The following is a 17,278-nucleotide window of genomic DNA, read 5'->3' as shown; positions in this document are numbered from 1 at the left end:
GTGGTGTCCTCGGCTTCCGTAGGGAGAGGTGGATGGCGGTGCAGCGCAGGGGAGACATCAGTCGGGTGTGCGGATCGGGGTGGAGGAGGTGTCGACGGCGCTCTCCAGCTCCTGGAGCCGACGCGCCATCTCGATCAGAGCCGGATCGTCCCCGGGGAGAGGACCAGCGATCAGGTCGTGCAGGGACCCTCGGGGGACCCTCAGCCGATCCGCGGCGGCGTCCGCGACCTCCTCGGGGCGGGCGTTCACCGCGAGTCCCAATCGGCGAGCAAGTCGCCGGGTGCTCCCGTCACGGATCGCCTCGGCGGCGTGCGCCGCATCGCCTGCCTTCGCGGTGAGACGTGCACGCCCGTGCATCGTCTCCGAGGCACGGACGGTGACGGGCAGGGTCTCGGAGACCAGAGGACCGAAGCGCCGACCGCGCCACAGCGCGACGGAGACGCCGGTGATCATCAGGAGCAGGATGGCCGGGGTCACCCACCCCGGCGTGAGCGAGCCGAGGGTGTCCGGCATCTCGCCCTCGATGTCGCTGTCGCCGAAGCTCGGGACATACCAGATGACGCGATCCGTCTGCCCGAGCAGGGCCAGGGCGAGGGCGGCGTTCCCGTCCTCGCGGAGGGAGGAGTTGCTGAACAGGCGTGCCCCTTCGACGACGACCCGCGTGGCGCCGTCGGACTCGTCGATCAGGACAGCCGCCGCCTCGTCGGTGCCGAAGCATCCCTCCACGCCGTCGGCCGGAGTGAACAGGCGCTCCGGGCGGATCGTCCCCACCTGGGCGAATTCAGGCGCGGCGCACTGCGCGTCCACCGGGGAGGGGTCGGATGCGGCGTTGTCGCCGATCCGCAGGAGGTTGAGCAGGTGGGTGCTGGTGGAGAGGAAGATCACGCGGTCGGCGGGCGCGATCAGCTCCTCGAGCCCCTCGTCCGTCAGCGTGTACGGATTCGTCATCACGAGCGTGGCGCCGTCGTCGAGTGCGGCGCGCGCCTCGGCGCGAGAGCGGTGCACGGTGACCTCGACACCCTGGTCGTCGAGGATCTGTGCCAGGGCCATCGCTCCGGAGTCGCCCACGCTCTCGGGGTCGAGGGCTCCGCGATCCGACGGCATCCTGGCCGCGACCTGGATCGCCACGAAGACGCCGCCGAGGACGAGCACGACGACGATGCCCCATCCGAGCAGGGAGCGCAGTCGGCGTCCGCGAGGAGCCCGTTCGGCCGTCGACCGCTGCTCGTCGATCTGGACGGGGGCCGTCATGCGCTCACCAGCTCGGGCCGCGCGGCGGCGAGGCGATCGTCGGTGGCCGCGAGCTGTGCGTAGCTCTCTGCGGTCGCGGGGTGTCGGAGGTAGCGCACGTCATCGAACGAGACGGCCGCGGCACGCGCCGCCGCTGCCTCGGCGGCGAACACGGCTGCGACCTCGCGGGCGATGGCCTGAGCGGTCGCGCCGGGAGCGGGATCGATGAGGTCCCTCTCGAGCAGGCCTCTCGCGAGGGCGCGGTAACGCAGGACCGTCGCCTCATCCCAGTCGCCATCGCGCGCACTGCGCTCCGCATCTGCTCGCAGCTGAGCGGCGGAGCGGTCGTCGTCGGCGCCCAGGAGCCCGCCGGACGGTCGTCGCACGGCGCTCGGCCGACGCGGCCGCCCCCAGATGATGAGCGCGGCGACCAGGGCGCCGAACACGATGATCCCGACGATGATCAGCGCAGACGGACCGACGTTCGCCCCATTGTCCGAGCTGAACAGGTCGGCCAGGAACCGCCCGATGTCGCGGGCCATGAGATCGAACCAGGTCGGTGTGGCATCGGCGTACCGCGGGTCGGAGAGCTCCTGCTCGGCCCACTTCCTCGCCTCATCGCCGTCAGGGACGAGGACATCGTCGAAAGGACGGGTCATGCCGTTCCTTCGCCGCCGGCACCCGGAGCAGTCCAGACGTCATCCGATGAGGGCGGTGCGGGTGGGGCGGAGGCGGGGGCGGTCGGGGCGGCGGGCGGGGGCGCGTATGCCGGCGGTGGCGCGTATGCCGGCGGTGGTGCGTATGCCGGTGGCTGCGGGGAGTACTGACTCGGGTATTGCCGCGCCGGGTATTGCTGCGCCGGGGACTGCTGCGCCGGGGACTGCTGTCCCGGGTATTGCTGGCCGGGGCCTTGCGGCGCCGGGTACTGCGGCGCCGGGTACTGCGGCGCCGGGTACTGCGGGGGGCCGTATCCCGCGGAGGCCATCGCCCACTCGGGAACCTGCTTCGGCGGAGGACCGCTCGTCACCGCACGGGAGGGGTCGAGGGCGAACGGATCGCCGAGTTGCTCCTCGGTCCATCCGAGGTCCCGTCGTTCGACGTGACCGATGAGTGTCTGATCCAGTCCCTCGTAGCGCATCCGGCTGTCGAGGTAGACGAGGGTCCCCGCAGTGCTCTGCACGACGAGGGTGATGGCCTGGAGCACGAGCAGCAGGATCTGCGGTGCCAGGAGAGCGAAGACGAAAGCCAGGACGGCCGCCGCGTCCGTGGACCCGGTCGGCGCGATCACGGAGCCGACCATCGAGCTCACGAGGGCGACAGGGATGCTCACGACCTGCATCGCGACCCCCATCATGGCGCCGATGAGGAACGTGACGCCGAACGCGACCCAGAACCGTCCACGCGTGAGGCGCCAGGAGCGCACCAGCGCGTCACGGAACTTCGCCCGTTCGAGCACGAGGATCGAGGGGACAAGGAGCAGCTTGGTCGTCAGCCACACCGCGAGCGGCACGGTGGCCGCGATCAGGAGGAGGACGATGACGACCATCCCTCCCACCGCTTCGGCCGATCCTCCGATGCCGCCGGCGATCAGCCCGGCGATGATCAGGAAGATGATGATGATGACGCCGAAGATGAACAGGACCGACAGCGAGGCGAAGCCGGCGAGCCGCCAGAACGACGGGATCATCCGGCGCCACAGCGTGCCCAGCGACGCCTTCACGCCGATCGATGCGTAGCCGATCTCTGCAGCGACGACCCCCTGCATGAGGGCCGTGAAGGCGATGGAGGCGAGGCCCACGGCGATGCCGGCCACGATGTTCATCGCGATCATGCCCGCGAACACGGCCTCGAAGTCGGGCGATGAGGGCGAGAGGGACTCGATCCTCGCGAAGGTCGTGACGAAGACGAATCCCATCACGCCGGCGCTCAGCACCACCACGATGAGCTGGATCAGCACGCCGAATCCGAAGAGGACCTTGGGGTTGTGCCGGAGCGCCGCGAAGGACTTGCCCAGCAGCATCCCGAAGGTCAGCGGGTGCAGGGGGATGATGCCCTTCTTCGGGGCAGGGGTCCACGTCTGGCCGCTCACCGGCACTCCCTCCGTCGTGCGCTCCCATCGTGTCACAACACCCGCCGGGCGCGCAGACATGGGGGCCGTGGTACTGAGTGCCATAAGGTAACAGTTATGACCTCACGCATTCTTGTGGTCGACGACGACACCGCGCTCGCCGAGATGATCGGCATCGTGCTGCGCACGGAGGGTTTCGAGCCCGTGTTCTGCGCCGACGGTGCGCGAGCCGTCGAGGAGTGGCGCTCCCAGCGCCCCGACCTGGTGCTGCTCGATCTGATGCTGCCAGGGATGGACGGGATCGAGATCTGCACGCGCATCCGCGCCGAGTCCGGAGTCCCCGTCATCATGCTCACGGCACGCAGCGACACCGCCGACGTCGTGCGAGGACTCGAGGTGGGCGCGGACGACTACATCGTCAAGCCGTTCAACCCGAAGGAGCTCGTCGCTCGCATCCGCACACGTCTGCGTCCGACCCCGCAGACGGTGGGGGAGCAGTTGCGGGTGGGCGACCTCACCGTCGACGTCGACGCCCACGAGGTGCGCCGTGGCACCGCGCCGATCGCACTCACGCCGCTGGAGTTCCAGCTGCTCGTGGCGCTGGCCTCCAAGCCTCAGCAGGTGTTCTCCCGAGAGATGCTGCTCGAGCAGGTCTGGGGCTACCACTACAAGGCCGACACGCGACTCGTGAACGTGCACGTGCAGCGATTGCGGGCGAAGGTCGAGCTCGACCCGGACAATCCCAAGATCGTCATGACGGTGCGTGGCGTCGGCTACCGTGCCGGGAGCGCGGGCTGAGGACCCCGTGGCCGCGACCTCAGCGACCACCACGGCGGTCGCTGTCATCCGCGACTGGCGAGGCTGGCCGACCGTCACCCGCGCTCTCTGGCGGCGGTCGCTACGTTTCCGCACCCTCACGATCACTCTGCTCCTGACCTCCACGGCGATCCTGATCACCTGCGTGACCATGGCCCTGGTCATCCAGAACGATCTGTTCGAGTCGCGCAAGACGGAGGCGCTCGAAGACGCGGCGCGCGCGGTGAACCTGGCGCAGGTGACCCTGGACTCCGCGGCTCTCGGCGACGAGCCAGCCGCGCTGCAGGAGCTCTGGGACAGCGTGCAGGCGGATCTCCGGCGCTATTCGACGGCCGAGGGCTTCGCGGGCATCCGCATGAACGCCGACCCGGATGCCGTGGCCCTCAACGGCTTCTCGGCGGGGCTGAGCGCCAACATCATCAGTGTGGGGCTGAGCAACAGGGTCGTGCAGTTCGACGACCGTCAGTCCTGGCAGTCGGTCGGGCTCGACGTCGGCGGCCGCGTCGTGCCGGGGATCATCGTCGGCCAGCAGCTGCAGGTCCCGGAAGCAGGACCGTTCCAGCTCTACTTCGCCTACGACCTGGCTGACGCCGACAACACCCTCACCTTCGTGCAGCGCACGCTGTGGATCGCCGGCATCGGCCTCGTGGCGATCGTCGCAGCGATCTCGTTCATCGTGCTGCGCACCGTGTCCACACCCATCGTCGAGGCCGCAGAGACCAGCGCCCGCCTCGCATCCGGAGATCTCGCCGTGCGCATCGACGTGCACGGGGAGGACGAGCTCGCGACCCTCGGGAGATCGTTCAACGCGATGGCGGACAGCATCGAATCGCAGATCAAGGAGCTCGGGGAACTGTCGCTCGTGCAGCAGCGATTCGTCTCAGACGTCTCGCACGAGCTGCGCACACCCCTCACGACGATCCGCCTCGCCGCCGACATGCTGAACGACCAGCGCGGCGAGTTCGACCCCACCACCGCGAGGACCACCGAACTGCTGCACACCCAGGTGCAGCGGTTCGAGACCCTGCTGTCCGACCTGCTGGAGATCAGCCGGTACGACGCAGGATCCGTTCAGTTGGAGCTCGAGGCGACGAGTCTCGCGCATCTCGCAGAGGACATCATCGAGCAGATGCAGCCGCTCGCCGACGGGCGCGGCAGTGAGCTCCGACTCGTCGCTCCCGGCGGCTACTCGCCCGTGGATATGGATCCGCGGCGCGTACGGCGCGTGCTTCGCAACCTCATCGGCAACGCGATCGAGCACGGGGAGGGCCGGCCCATCGTTGTCACCGTCGACAGCAACCAGCACGCGGTCGCTGCGGGTGTGCGCGACTTCGGTCTCGGAATGGACCCCGCCGATGCGGAACGGGTCTTCGACCGGTTCTGGCGCGCGGACCCCTCCAGGCAGCGCACCATCGGCGGCACCGGCCTCGGCCTCTCGATCGCTCTCGGCGATGCGACGCTGCACGGCGGCACCCTGTCCGTCTGGTCCGAACTCGGGGTCGGCACGAACTTCGTGCTCACGCTCCCGCGCCGCGGGGACGCGCTGGAGGGGCCCTCGCCCATCCCGGTCGAGCCGCAGGAGCCGCTGTCCGAGCTCGGGGACGCCACGCAGCCGATCCAGCTCGCCGACATCCCGGCGGAGCTCTTCGACCGAGGGAGCATCGAATGAGCGCCGGACTTCGCCGCACGCTCCAGACCGTCGCGATCGCCGCGGCCGTCGTGCTGCTGGCCGCCTGCACGGGTCTGCCGACGACGGGAGACGTGCAGCCGGGGCTCGCCCTGGGCGCCTCACCAGAGGAGCAGGACTTCCTGCCCCTCGCATCGGGCCCGGTCGAGGGCGCAGGGCCCACGGCAATCGTCGAGGGCTTCATGGAGGCGGCGATCACCCCGGCCGACAACTGGGACACGGCGCGGAAGTTCCTCACCCCCGAGCTGGCCTCGACGTGGCGGCCGACCACGGGCGTCTCGATCGACGCCAGCGCGGCGACGCGATCCTTCACCTCGAGTGTCGAGGACGACGCGGAATCGGCGAACGGCGACTCCGCGGATGTGCGCGTCACCTTCGATCAGGTCGCCAGCGTGGATGCGACCGGCGCGTACTCTCAGACCGTCGCGGCGTCGAACTCGGCCTTCGTGGTGGTGCGCGCGAACGGACAATGGCGTATCGCGGATGCCCCGGACGGCGTGGTGATCGACGAATCGCGATTCGCCCGCGTCTATGACGACTATGCGCTGCAGTACTACGACCAGACCTGGGAGCGACTGGTGCCGGATGTGCGGTGGTTCCCGCGCCGAGCCACCGTCGCGACGACCATCGCGCAGTCGCTCATCGGAGGGGCTCCGAGCCCATGGCTCGCCCCTGCGGTGCAGAGCGCGTTCCCGCCGGGAGTGCAGCTGGCGAGGGATGCGGTGCCGATCGATCCCGACCAGGTGGCCGACGTCGCGCTGAACCGAGAGGCACTGGGGCTTCCCGCGAAGACGTTGGCCAGGATGCGGACGCAGCTGCAGGCGACGCTCCTGGGAGCCGGCGTGCAGATCAGCCAGGTGCGCTTCACCGTCGACGGACGCACCCTCGAGGCCGGCGTCGTGAAGCTCATCGACGATCCGGTCGACGGGGGCAGTGTCGTCTTGAAGGACGGGCAGTTCGGTACCCTGGTCGGCGGCGAGATCACTCCGATCCCGGGCGTCACGGACGAGATACTGGCGTCGTCGCAGCCGATCAGGGCGGTCGACCTCGCCGTTGACAGCTCTCATGCGGCCGTCCAGCTCGCCGACGGGCGCGTCTGGCTCGCGGGCGACGGCCGCTTCGACGCCCTCGACGAACGGGCATCGCTCGTGCGTCCATCCATGGATCCGTTCGACTTCACCTGGTCGGTGCCCTCCTCAGCTCCGGCCGCGCTGCAGGTGATGGGCGTCGACGCGGCGCCGCGCCCGATAGCCAACGCCTGGCCTGATGCCTCCGGGGTGTCCGCCATCCGCGTCTCCGCCGACGGCACCAGGATCGCGGCGGTGCTCGTGGTCGGAGGGCAGCGGTGGGTCGTCGTCTCCGCGGTGATCAGGGACGACGACGGAGTGCCCACGGAGCTCGGTCCTACCGAGCCGCTGGCGCAGCTGGAGGGCACAGCGTCCGGGCTCGTCTGGCTCGGCAGCGATCGCCTCGGCGTCCTGTCCGATGCCGAAGACCGCATCGTCCTCACTCAGGTCGTGGGAGGTCCTGGCACGTCCGAGGTCGCACCGACCGGCGCCGCCTCGATCGCCGGGTCACGGACCGCGGCGGGCATCCGGGTGCTGGGGGCGGGCGGAGCCGTCTTCGCTCGCAGCGGATCGGCGTGGAGCGAGTCGATCGTCGGTGTGACAGTCCTCGGCACCCGCGCCGGCCACTGAGCACTCCTCCTGCACGGCCCCCGGTTCAGCCGGGTAGTGGTCAGATGTCGGGCGGGCCCGCACGAACGACGCTCAGGCGGAGGCGCATCCCCCGACGATCGAGGCATGCCATCGACCTCTCGACTGCTCCGGGCGGTGGGCGCCGACCTGCTCTCGTTCCTTCTCGCCGCCTCCTGTGCGGGGTGCGACGAGCCCGGCGCGGTGCTGTGCACGCCCTGCCGCGCCCGACTGGGCGCCTCGCCGTTCGAGCTCCGCACGCCGGCCGGCTTGCGAGTCGTAGCCGCACTCCCTTTCGAATCGGTCGCCGCGCTCTGCATCCGCAGGCTCAAGGATGCGGGCGAGACCGTGCTCGCCCGACCTCTCGGCAGCGTGCTGCGAGAGGTCCTGCGTCCCGAGCTCGCGAAGGCGGACGCAGAGGCTTCCGCATGGGCGGTGCCGGTGCCCACATCGCGTCGGTCGTACCGCCGGCGCGGCTACCGGGTTCCCGAGCTGCTCATCCGCGGGGCAGGGGAGGACCCGCATCCGCTCCTGGTCCTCGATCGCCGCAGCGCCGACCAGAGAGGCCTCGACGCCGAGCAGCGGATCGAGAACGTGCGAGGGTCGATGCGCGCTCGCAGACGAGGGCGAGGGGAGTCGGTCGTCCTCGTCGACGACGTCCTGACCACCGGTGCGACTTTCGACGAGGCGGCGCGTGCGCTGGGCGACGCCGGATTCGAGGTCGTCTCGGCCGTCGCGCTCGCCGCGACACCACGTCTCAGCGAACGGAATGCGAACGCATCGGGGACACGCAGGAAATGACCCGTGACATCCGTCGGCAGGCGGACTACCGTGGGGGGTCACAAGGCGACCACGGTCCGCCCTTGGCCGGGAGGACCGGGACAAGGAGGCAGCAATGGAAACGAGCATCGTTGGCGTCGGGGTGGGTATCACCGATCGCTTCCGAACCGTTGTCGAAGAGAAGATCGCCAAGATCCAGACGTTCGCGTCACGCGCGCAGCGATTGGATGTGAAGGTCACCCACCGGGTGTACCGAAACGGCCGCGTTCCGGATGAGACCGTGGAGCTGACGCTCGTCAGCAAAGGACCGGTCGTCCGAGCGGAGGCCACGGACGGCGACAAGTTCGTCGCCCTCGACCTCGCGGTCGACAAGATGGCCGAGCAGCTCCGCCGGGCCAAGGAGAAGCGGGTCGACGGACGGCAGCACCCCCGGGGTGCGCACTTCGAGAAGGAGAGCGGTGCCCTCGAGGGCATCGACGTCCAGCCGGCATCCGTAGACGTCCTTCGCGCAGTCGCGACGGGCGCCGTGCCGATCCAGAACGACGAGGACGAGGTCTACTCCCCGGTCGTCATCCGCACCAAGAACTTCGGTGCGGAGTGGATGACCGTCGAAGAGGCCGTCGACCGCATGGAGCTCGTCGGTCACGACTTCTTCCTGTTCGTCGATGTGCGCACCGACCACCCGAGCGTCGTCTACCGACGCAAGGGCTGGGACTACGGTGTGATCGCGCTCGAGACGCAGGCCCCACCTTCCGAGGCGCTCGCCTCGTGAGCTGACACCAGAACGGCCCGGCCCCGAGGGGCCGGGCCGTTCTGGCGTGTGCGCCGGACCCGCTCAGTCGAAGATGCCGTCCAGGATGCTGCCGATGACGAGTCCACCGAGGATGCCGGACGCGACGTCGCCGCCGCCTCCGCGTCGACCGCCACCGCTCCAGCCGCCGCCTCCCCAGCCGTCGCCGCCGCCCCAGCCCTGATCCTGCGGGCGGGACGAGTCGATGTCCCGCTGAGCGAGCTGCAGCGCCTCGGACGCCAGATGCGCCACACGCCGTGCGCTGGCGAGTGCTTCGTCGCGGGTCTCCTCTGCCGGCAGCAGGTCGGACAGATCGACCCTGAGCCGCTCGGCCTCCGCGAGACGGGTGCGCGCGTCTGCGCCGATCCATCCGCGGTGCCCGGCGATGAGCCCGCGCGCGACTCCGAGCTGACGATCGGCGTCGTCGATCGCATGCTGGACCTGCGCGATGCTGGGCAGGGGGTGCTCGGCGCGATGCCGCGCATGTGCGATGGCCTCGTCGAGGGCGGTGTTGGCTTGGCGCAGACGCGAGAGCTCTGCGAAGGGGTCGCCGGGCGAACCGGCGGGGGAGAGTGAGCTGAGGGCGCCCTGCAGCGCCGCGACCGCCTCGGCGACCGCGGGCACCTGCGGGGCGTTCCTGGCCGCGATCAGGTCGCCTCGCGAGTCGGCGACGACCTCGGCGAGCGTCGACTCCGCGCGCAGCGCCTCGATCTCGAAATCCTCGACCGCATCGAGCAGGGCGGATGCGCGCCGCGTCGCCTCGGTCGCCGTCTCGAGGGCGAGGTTGGCCTCCTCGTTCTGCTTCGCGGCGCGACGGCGTTCGGAGACCGATGCCCCGTGCGTGGCGAAGGCGATGAGCTGCTCCGCTTCCGCAGCGCTCGCGGTGATCTGGTGCATCGCCGAGTCCGAGTAGCGGGCGGAGAGGCGCGCGACGGTCTCGTTGGTCTGGGGGATCCGTGCGCTCAGCGCCTCGGCATCCGCCCGGACCTGGGCGATGACCTCGGGCGCGCGGCGGACCTTGGAGATCGAGGCGGCGAGATCGGAGGTCTTCTCGTCCAGCAGATCCTGCGCCCAGTCGCAGAGCTGCATGATGCGCGCGTTGCGGGTGCGGAGCTCCTCGGCGGTGTCCGGGATCTCGTCGTGGTTGAGCTGGTGCAGCTGAAACGCTTCGCGCAGATGGGTGCGCACGGCCGCGAGCGCCTTCTTCAGGTCCTTCGTGAGCTGTTCGCCGAGCTCGGCCTCGGCGAAGGCAAGCTCATCGGAGGTGCTCCTGATGCGCTCATCCGCCGAGACGAGTGCCTGCTCGGCGCGCCGAGCCAGATCGGCATCCTGTGCGGCCAGTTCTTCCTGTTCACGCTTGCGTCTGCCCCATATTCCAGCCATAGGACTGATCCTAGTTTCCCGAGTGGTGGCGCTGGCTGTGCATCCGCTTCAGGCGAACGCCCGAGCCGGAGCGGACACTGGCAACGCGACTCAGACGAGTGCCGGTCCGGCCGCTCGAGCGGGCCGTCCCCGTTTCGGGCGGTCGGCGGTCAGCTCGAGGGCGAGCGTGTGCTGAGGATGCTGGGCGAGTCTCGTCCGCACGTGATCGAGCCAGCGCAGCTCGGCATCCGCGGCGAAGATCATCGAGTCGACGACCAACGACCAGGCGAGTCCCTGCGGGCTGTCGTCCTCGCGAGACTCTCGCACCTCTCGAAGCCCGTCCAGGCGGCGAGAGGACGCTGCGCGCTGGGTGTCGATGACCTCCGCGGCGTCTGCTCCGGGGAGGGTGGCGGCCACGGCGATCTTGATCGCCAGCTCGTCCCTGGTGGCCTGGCCCCGCTCGACGGGGGAGACCAGCCACCGATCGACGTCAGCGGCTCCCGCGTCGGTGATCTCCCAGTAGACGTGTCCATGCGCGTCGGTCGCGCCTCGCGCCACCAGGCCGTCGCGTTCGAGTCGCTCGAGCGTGTTGTAGATCTGACCGACGTTGAGCGGCCAGATCGAGCCGGTGCGACGGTCGAACTCGTGCCGGAGCTGATACCCGTAACAGGGTCCCTGCGCGAGGATGGCGAGCAGGGTCTGGCGTACCGACATGAGAGGCCTCCGGGGGTCGTCGACCAATATATACATACCCGGAAACGACATGACGGCACGCCATGCAGACGACGTGCAGGTCACGGACAGGTAACATGACAACGTATGCCTGGTGCGCGCCCGACACGCGGCGCCCCCGGACCCATCGACAGGGAGATGACATCTGTGGCCAATCCTCTTGAGAAGCTGCTGCGCGCCGGAGAAGGGCGGGTCATCCGTCGTCTGAACCAGGTGGTCAAGGCCGTCAACGCGCTGGAAGAGGACATCTCCAAGCTCACCGACGACGAGTTGCGCAACGAGACCGCCGAGCTGCGGGAGCGCTACGCCGCGGGTGAGACGCTGGATCAGCTCATGCCCGAGGCCTTCGCCGCGGTTCGCGAAGCGGCCAAGCGCACCCTCGGCATGCGCGCATACGACGTCCAGATCATGGGTGGCGCGGCGCTTCATCTCGGCAACATCGCCGAGATGAAGACCGGTGAGGGGAAGACGCTCGTCGCGACGTTCCCGGCGTACCTCAACGCGATCGCGGGCGAGGGCGTGCACGTCATCACGGTCAACGACTTCCTCGCCAGCTACCAGGCGGAGCTGATGGGCCGCGTCTACCGCGCCCTCGGAATGTCGACCGGCATCATCGTCTCCGGCCAGACCCCCGCAGTGCGCCGCGAGCAGTACGCGGCCGACATCACCTACGGCACGAACAACGAGTTCGGCTTCGACTACCTCCGCGACAACATGGCGTGGCGCAAGGAGGACCTGGTCCAGCGCGAGCACTACTTCGCGATCGTCGACGAGGTCGACTCCATCCTCATCGACGAGGCGCGGACCCCGCTGATCATCTCGGGACCGTCGTCGGGCGAGGCCAACCGCTGGTTCGCCGAGTTCGCGAAGATCGCGCGTACCCTCGAGGCCGGTGTCGACTACGAGGTCGACGAGAAGAAGCGCACGGTCGGCGTGCTCGAGCCCGGTATCGAGAAGGTCGAGGACTACCTCGGCATCGACAACCTGTACGAGTCGGCGAACACGCCGCTGATCTCGTTCCTCAACAACTCGATCAAGGCGCTCGCGCTGTTCAAGAAGGACACCGACTACGTCGTCATGAACGACGAGGTCATGATCGTCGACGAGCACACCGGCCGCATCCTGGTCGGTCGCCGGTACAACGAGGGCATCCACCAGGCGATCGAGGCCAAGGAGGCGGTGCCGGTCAAGGCCGAGAACCAGACCCTCGCCACGGTGACCCTGCAGAACTACTTCCGTCTGTACGACAAGCTCGCCGGCATGACCGGTACTGCCGAGACCGAGGCGGCGGAGTTCATGTCGACCTACAAGCTCGGCGTGATCCCGATCCCCACCAACCGGCCGATGATCCGCAAGGATCAGTCCGATCTGGTCTACAAGAACGAGACGGCGAAGTTCGCCCAGGTCGTCGAGGACATCGCCGAGCGCCACGCGCAGGGGCAGCCGGTGCTGGTCGGCACGGTCAGCGTCGAGAAGAGCGAGTACCTCTCGCGACTGCTCGCCAAGAAGGGCGTCAAGCACGAGGTGCTGAACGCGAAGAACCACGCCAGGGAGGCCGAGATCGTTGCCCGCGCCGGACGCCTCGGCGCCGTCACGGTGGCGACCAACATGGCCGGTCGCGGTACCGACATCATGCTCGGCGGCAACGCGGAGTTCCTCGCCGTCCAGGAGCTCAAGGGCAAGGGGCTCGACCCCGTCGAGACGCCCGAGGAGTACGAGGTCGCCTGGGACGAGACGTACGAGTCGATGAAGGCGGTCGTCGCCGAGGAGGCCGAGAAGGTCATCGAAGCCGGCGGGCTCTACGTCCTCGGCACCGAGCGTCACGAGTCACGCCGTATCGACAACCAGCTGCGTGGTCGATCCGGCCGTCAGGGCGACCCGGGCGAGAGCCGCTTCTACCTCAGCCTCACCGACGATCTGATGCGCCTGTTCCAGTCGGGAGCCGCCGAGGCGATCCTGTCCCGGACCAACTTCCCCGACGACGTGCCGATCGAGTCGGGGCTGGTGTCCCGCGCGATCCGCAGCGCCCAGTCGCAGGTCGAGGCTCGCAACGCCGAGATGCGAAAGAACGTGCTCAAGTACGACGACGTGCTGAACCGTCAGCGTGAGGCGATCTACGCCGACCGTCGTCACATCCTGCAGGGCGACGACATCGCCGACCGCGTGCAGCACTTCATCGAGGATGCGATCAGCGGGGTGGTGCGCGACCACACCGGCGAGGGCCACAACGAGAGCTGGGACTTCGATGCTCTGTGGACGGAGCTGAAGACCCTGTACCCGGTGAGCGTGACCATCGACGAGGTCGTGTCCGAGGCTGCGGGTCGCAAGGGCGGCATCACGGCCGAGGGGCTGACCCGCGAGCTGCTGTCCGACGCGAAGATCGCCTACGAGGCCCGCGAGGAGTCGCTCGGAGAAGCGGCGACGCGCGAGCTCGAGCGCCGCGTGGTCCTGCAGGTGCTCGATCGCCGCTGGCGCGACCACCTGTACGAGATGGACTACCTCAAGGACGGGATCGGACTCAGGGCCATGGCACAGCGCGATCCGCTGATCGAGTACCAGCGCGAGGGCTACGCCATGTTCCAGTCGATGATGGGCCAGATCAAGGAGGAGTCCGTCGGATACCTCTACAACCTCGAGGTCGAGGTCCGCCGCGCAGGCGACTCGGAGACCGCCGAGGTCGAGGCGAAGGGGCTGTCCGAGGGCGGCGGCGAGCAGCGGCTCGAGTACTCGGCGGCGAACGATGCCGGCGAGGTCGAGGTCCGCAACGACCGCGGTCAGGTCCAGCAGGCGGCCACCGACAAGCTGCGCCAGGCAGCTGCCGCGCGTCAGGCTCCGGCCGAGCAGGCCGAGCCGGAGGAGGGCCCGCGAGGGGCTTTCGGGCAGCGCACCGAGGCTCCGGCTACTCCCGCAGGCAACCGCGAGCAGCGCCGAGCACAGAGCAAGAAGAAGAAGTAGCAGCGCTGACGAAGAGGGGCAGGTCCGAGAGGATCGGCCCCTCTTCGCGTCATTGTAGGCTTGCTCAATGACACCGATGCGCCACTTCGACCAGTCGTCGAAGCTCAAGAACGTCCTGTACGAGATCCGTGGGAACACGCTCGTCGAGGCGGCGCGGCTCGAGGCCGAGGGCCATCGGATCCTCAAGCTGAACACCGGGAACCCGGCGACCTTCGGGTTCGAGGCGCCGCACCAGATCGTGCATGACATGCTCGCGGCGCTGCCGACTGCGCACGGCTACAGCGACAGCAAGGGCATCATCTCGGCGCGGCGCGCCGTAGTCAGCCGCTATGAGGAGATCCCGGGGTTCCCTCGCTTCGATCCTGAGGACGTCTTCCTGGGCAACGGCGTCTCGGAACTCATCACGATGACGATGCAGGCTCTCCTGGACGAAGGCGACGAGGTCCTGATTCCTGCACCGGACTACCCGCTGTGGACTGCGATGACCAGCCTCGCCGGCGGGACTCCCGTGCACTACCTCTGCGACGAGGACGACGGCTGGCAGCCCGACCTCGAGGACATCCGCTCGAAGATCACGCCGCGCACGAAGGCGCTCGTGATCATCAACCCCAACAACCCGACGGGCGTCGTGTACTCCCGCAAGGTCCTCGAGGGGATGGTGCAGATCGCCAGGGAGCATCAGCTGCTCCTGCTCTCCGACGAGATCTACGACCGCATCCTGTTCGACGATGCGGTGCACATCCCGACCGCCACGCTCGCCCCCGACCTGCTGTGCCTGACGTTCAACGGGCTCTCCAAGACCTATCGCGTCGCGGGCTACCGCTCGGGATGGCTCGTCATCACCGGGCCTCAAGGACACGCGAAGGGATTCCTCGAGGGGATCACACTGCTCGCCTCCACACGCCTGTGCCCGAACGTACCGGCGCAGTACGCGGTGCAGGCGGCGCTCAGCGGTGGGCAGTCGATCGATGCGCTCATCGCGCCGACCGGGCGCCTGCACGAGCAGCGGGACATCGCCTGGGAAGGGCTCGAGTCCATCCCCGGCGTCTCCTGCGTCAAGCCGGAGGGGGCGCTGTACGCGTTCCCGCGACTCGATCCGAACGTGCACGAGATCAGAGACGACGCCAAGCTGGTCTACGACCTGCTCGTCTCCGAGCACATCCTCCTCGTGCAGGGCACCGGCTTCAACTGGCCGACCCCCGACCACCTGCGCCTCGTGACGCTCCCCGAGCCGCGGGTGCTCGCAGAAGCCGTCGAGCGACTCGGGAACTTCCTCTCGAGCTATCGTCAGTGACCGCGGATGCCGCTGGGGGAGCGTGCGTCGCCGCCAGACGACGTACCGCGGCGACAAGCGCCGAGCGGGGGGTGACGTCGGCCATCGGGCGGGCGTTCAGCAGTGCCGCGTCTGCAGCTCGCTGATCCCAGGGCAGGAACGCGATGTCCGTCACACCGGAGAACCGCTCGAGGGTGCGCCGGATCTGCGCGCGGGCGTCGAGACCCAACGGCCCAGGGCGGACCCTGTTGATCACGACTCTGATCGGCGTCGGCGCGGTGAGCCGCCGCAGCTCGGCATGCTCGCGGACGAAGCGGCTGATGCCCAGCGGGTCGGCGGATGCCACTGCGACGATGGCATCCGCCTCCTGCAGCGCAGCGGTGGTCGCGGCATGCCGTCGCGGGCCCGCGAGGTCGTAGGTCGCCTCGTCGTCTGCGCCGAAGGGACTGGCGACGTCGACCACGGTCTGCTGCGCCCACCCACGACAGGCCTGCAGTGCGGAGCGGAGCCGATCGGCCCCGAGTTCGGGCCACCTGCCTGGGCGATTGATACCGCCGAGTACCGCGATCTCTCCTGTGCTCGTCTCCAGCGCTGAGGCGAGCCTGGTGAGCTCGGCCGAATCGAGCCCGCCCCGCTCCGCGCGTCGGCATGCGGCGGCGATTCCGGGCGCGTCGTCGCTGAGTCCGAGCAGCAGGGCGAGCGAGGGCGCCACGGTGTCGGCATCCACAAGAGCCGCCCGCCATCCCGCTCGCGCGAGTTCCACCGCGAGCTGGATGGCCACCGTCGATCGACCGGGAGAGCCCGACGGTCCCCACACGACCGTGACGCGGTGCGCCGCCGTCGGCACAGGCTGCTCCGGGATGTCCGCGGTGAGCGCGGCCACGACCTGCCAGCCCTGCGCCCCTGAGGGCAGCACCGGCGGGAGCCCTCGGCGTCCCGCGCGACCGACCGTGTCGCCGAGCGGGACGATCCGGACGCCGGCCCGATCACAGGCGGCGATGAGTTCGGTGGTGAGCGTCCTGCGTCCCGCAGAGACGACGACGGCATCGACGTCCGGCGGGAGAGGGAGGATCGCGTCGGGCTGCACCGCAGTCACCACCCGGACGCCCTCCATCTCGAGCTCGGCGGCGAGCCGTGCGGACTGCACCGGGGGGACGGCGAGCAGCACCGCGATCACGAGCCGGCGCCGATCGGCACGACGGAGAGCACGGACCCGCCGGTGATCGCTGCCAGGACCTCCGCGACGTCCGCCCGATCGATCACCACCTCGACGGCGGTCGCGTCGCCCGCGAGCATCCCCTCGGACCTCGTGACCGTCGCGACGATCGCATCCGCGACGAGGATCCTGGGCGGCTCTGCCGGCGCTCCGTCCGCCACGGCCGGAGCATGCCAGAGCTCCACGACGCTGCCGGTCGCGACGTCGCTCGGGATGCCGGTGCTGCTCTCGATCACCAGAGTGGTCGACCTGCGCGCGTCTGCGGGTTCGGCGGCGCTCCGCGGGACGAGCTCTCCCTCGGCCACGGTCCGCGACGCGATCAGGCCGGGGCGCAGGTCCCCGGGCTCGAGGTACTCGCCGGCGACCGCGCCGAGGTTCACCTCGACGGTTCGGAAGTCCCCGGACACGAGGGGCTCGCCGGTGACCACCGTCCGTCCGGCCTGCAGCACCGGCGTCGTCGTGCCGGACGAGGACAGTACAGCCCAGACGCCGCCGATCGACAGCGCGACGAGCGCGAGACCGATCAGGAAGCGGATGTCGCCCCAGAAGGCACGCCGAGATCGGGCGAAGTTGTTCATGGCGTCATGGTCACAGAGTTTCGCCGCGGGGGCCGGGAGTTATCCACAGAGCATCGCTGGTTGCGGCGGCCCTCCCGCGCCGGGGGAGAATGGGGAT

14 protein-coding genes are annotated in these 17,278 nt (G+C 69.3%); 7 read left to right on the top strand and 7 right to left on the bottom strand.

The window, feature by feature from the left end:
• Window positions 1-57: 57 nt before the first annotated feature.
• The 3 genes from BLW44_RS12295 to BLW44_RS12285 are packed head-to-tail and all read right to left on the bottom strand — an operon-like array spanning window position 58 to window position 3,319.
• A complete protein-coding gene (locus BLW44_RS12295; RefSeq protein ID WP_060927263.1) occupies window positions 58-1,251 on the bottom strand; it encodes a DUF4350 domain-containing protein in 1,194 nt (397 codons plus the stop codon).
• Window positions 1,248-1,889 carry a DUF4129 domain-containing protein gene (locus BLW44_RS12290; RefSeq protein WP_060927262.1) on the bottom strand — a complete coding sequence of 214 codons (642 nt, stop codon included), beginning with the start codon at window positions 1,887-1,889 and terminating at the stop codon, window positions 1,248-1,250. The genes BLW44_RS12295 and BLW44_RS12290 overlap by 4 nt, the downstream gene beginning before the upstream one ends.
• A complete protein-coding gene (locus BLW44_RS12285; RefSeq protein ID WP_074732087.1) occupies window positions 1,886-3,319 on the bottom strand; it encodes a hypothetical protein in 1,434 nt (477 codons plus the stop codon). Before BLW44_RS12285 ends, BLW44_RS12290 begins: the two co-directional genes overlap by 4 nt.
• A 96-nt stretch (window positions 3,320-3,415) precedes the next feature.
• Between BLW44_RS12285 and mtrA the strand changes: the two genes are divergently transcribed.
• The 5 genes from mtrA to hpf all read left to right on the top strand — a co-directional run bounded on the left by mtrA (window position 3,416) and on the right by hpf (window position 9,047).
• Window positions 3,416-4,096, top strand: a complete 681-nt coding sequence (gene mtrA, locus BLW44_RS12280; RefSeq protein WP_060926510.1) for an MtrAB system response regulator MtrA — start codon at window positions 3,416-3,418, stop codon at window positions 4,094-4,096.
• 7 nt (window positions 4,097-4,103) lie between these two features.
• Window positions 4,104-5,783, top strand: coding sequence for an MtrAB system histidine kinase MtrB (gene mtrB / locus BLW44_RS12275; protein WP_060926571.1), 1,680 nt, complete (start codon window positions 4,104-4,106; stop codon window positions 5,781-5,783).
• Entirely contained in the window at window positions 5,780-7,498 is a 1,719-nt protein-coding gene (locus tag BLW44_RS12270) for an LpqB family beta-propeller domain-containing protein (RefSeq protein ID WP_060926511.1), read from the top strand. Before mtrB ends, BLW44_RS12270 begins: the two co-directional genes overlap by 4 nt.
• A gap of 105 nt (window positions 7,499-7,603) precedes the next feature.
• Window positions 7,604-8,296, top strand: coding sequence for a ComF family protein (locus BLW44_RS12265; protein ID WP_060926512.1), 693 nt, complete (start codon window positions 7,604-7,606; stop codon window positions 8,294-8,296).
• 94 nt (window positions 8,297-8,390) lie between these two features.
• Window positions 8,391-9,047, top strand: a complete 657-nt coding sequence (hpf, locus tag BLW44_RS12260) for a ribosome hibernation-promoting factor, HPF/YfiA family (protein ID WP_060926513.1) — start codon at window positions 8,391-8,393, stop codon at window positions 9,045-9,047.
• Window positions 9,048-9,110: 63 nt separating this feature from the next.
• On the opposite strand, the gene BLW44_RS12255 is transcribed toward hpf, so the two are convergent.
• Window positions 9,111-10,448 (bottom strand): coiled-coil domain-containing protein, encoded by a 1,338-nt coding sequence (locus tag BLW44_RS12255; protein WP_060926514.1) that lies wholly within the window; start codon window positions 10,446-10,448, stop codon window positions 9,111-9,113.
• Window positions 10,449-10,538: 90 nt separating this feature from the next.
• Window positions 10,539-11,141: a PadR family transcriptional regulator gene (locus BLW44_RS12250; RefSeq protein ID WP_060926515.1), complete on the bottom strand. Its 603-nt coding sequence runs from the start codon at window positions 11,139-11,141 to the stop codon at window positions 10,539-10,541.
• Window positions 11,142-11,306: 165 nt separating this feature from the next.
• On the opposite strand from BLW44_RS12250, the gene secA reads away from it, so the two are divergent.
• Both secA and BLW44_RS12240 read left to right on the top strand, forming a co-directional pair.
• Window positions 11,307-14,114 carry a preprotein translocase subunit SecA gene (gene secA / locus BLW44_RS12245; protein WP_060926572.1) on the top strand — a complete coding sequence of 936 codons (2,808 nt, stop codon included), beginning with the start codon at window positions 11,307-11,309 and terminating at the stop codon, window positions 14,112-14,114.
• 67 nt (window positions 14,115-14,181) lie between these two features.
• A complete protein-coding gene (locus BLW44_RS12240; RefSeq protein WP_060926516.1) occupies window positions 14,182-15,408 on the top strand; it encodes a pyridoxal phosphate-dependent aminotransferase in 1,227 nt (408 codons plus the stop codon).
• Here BLW44_RS12240 and BLW44_RS12235 read toward each other — a convergent pair.
• Entirely contained in the window at window positions 15,299-16,564 is a 1,266-nt protein-coding gene (locus tag BLW44_RS12235; protein WP_060926517.1) for a CpaE/TadZ family protein, read from the bottom strand. The two genes, BLW44_RS12240 and BLW44_RS12235, sit on opposite strands and share 110 nt — an antisense overlap.
• Window positions 16,561-17,181 carry a hypothetical protein gene (locus tag BLW44_RS12230; protein WP_060926518.1) on the bottom strand — a complete coding sequence of 207 codons (621 nt, stop codon included), beginning with the start codon at window positions 17,179-17,181 and terminating at the stop codon, window positions 16,561-16,563. The genes BLW44_RS12235 and BLW44_RS12230 overlap by 4 nt, the downstream gene beginning before the upstream one ends.
• Between the last annotated feature and the right edge of the window lie 97 nt (window positions 17,182-17,278).

The organism is Microbacterium hydrocarbonoxydans (genome assembly GCF_900105205.1).
GTDB classification, from domain to species: Bacteria; Actinomycetota; Actinomycetes; order Actinomycetales; family Microbacteriaceae; genus Microbacterium; species Microbacterium hydrocarbonoxydans.
The sequence above is the reverse complement of the archived record's forward strand: the minus strand, read 5'-3'. Positions and strand labels throughout refer to the sequence as shown.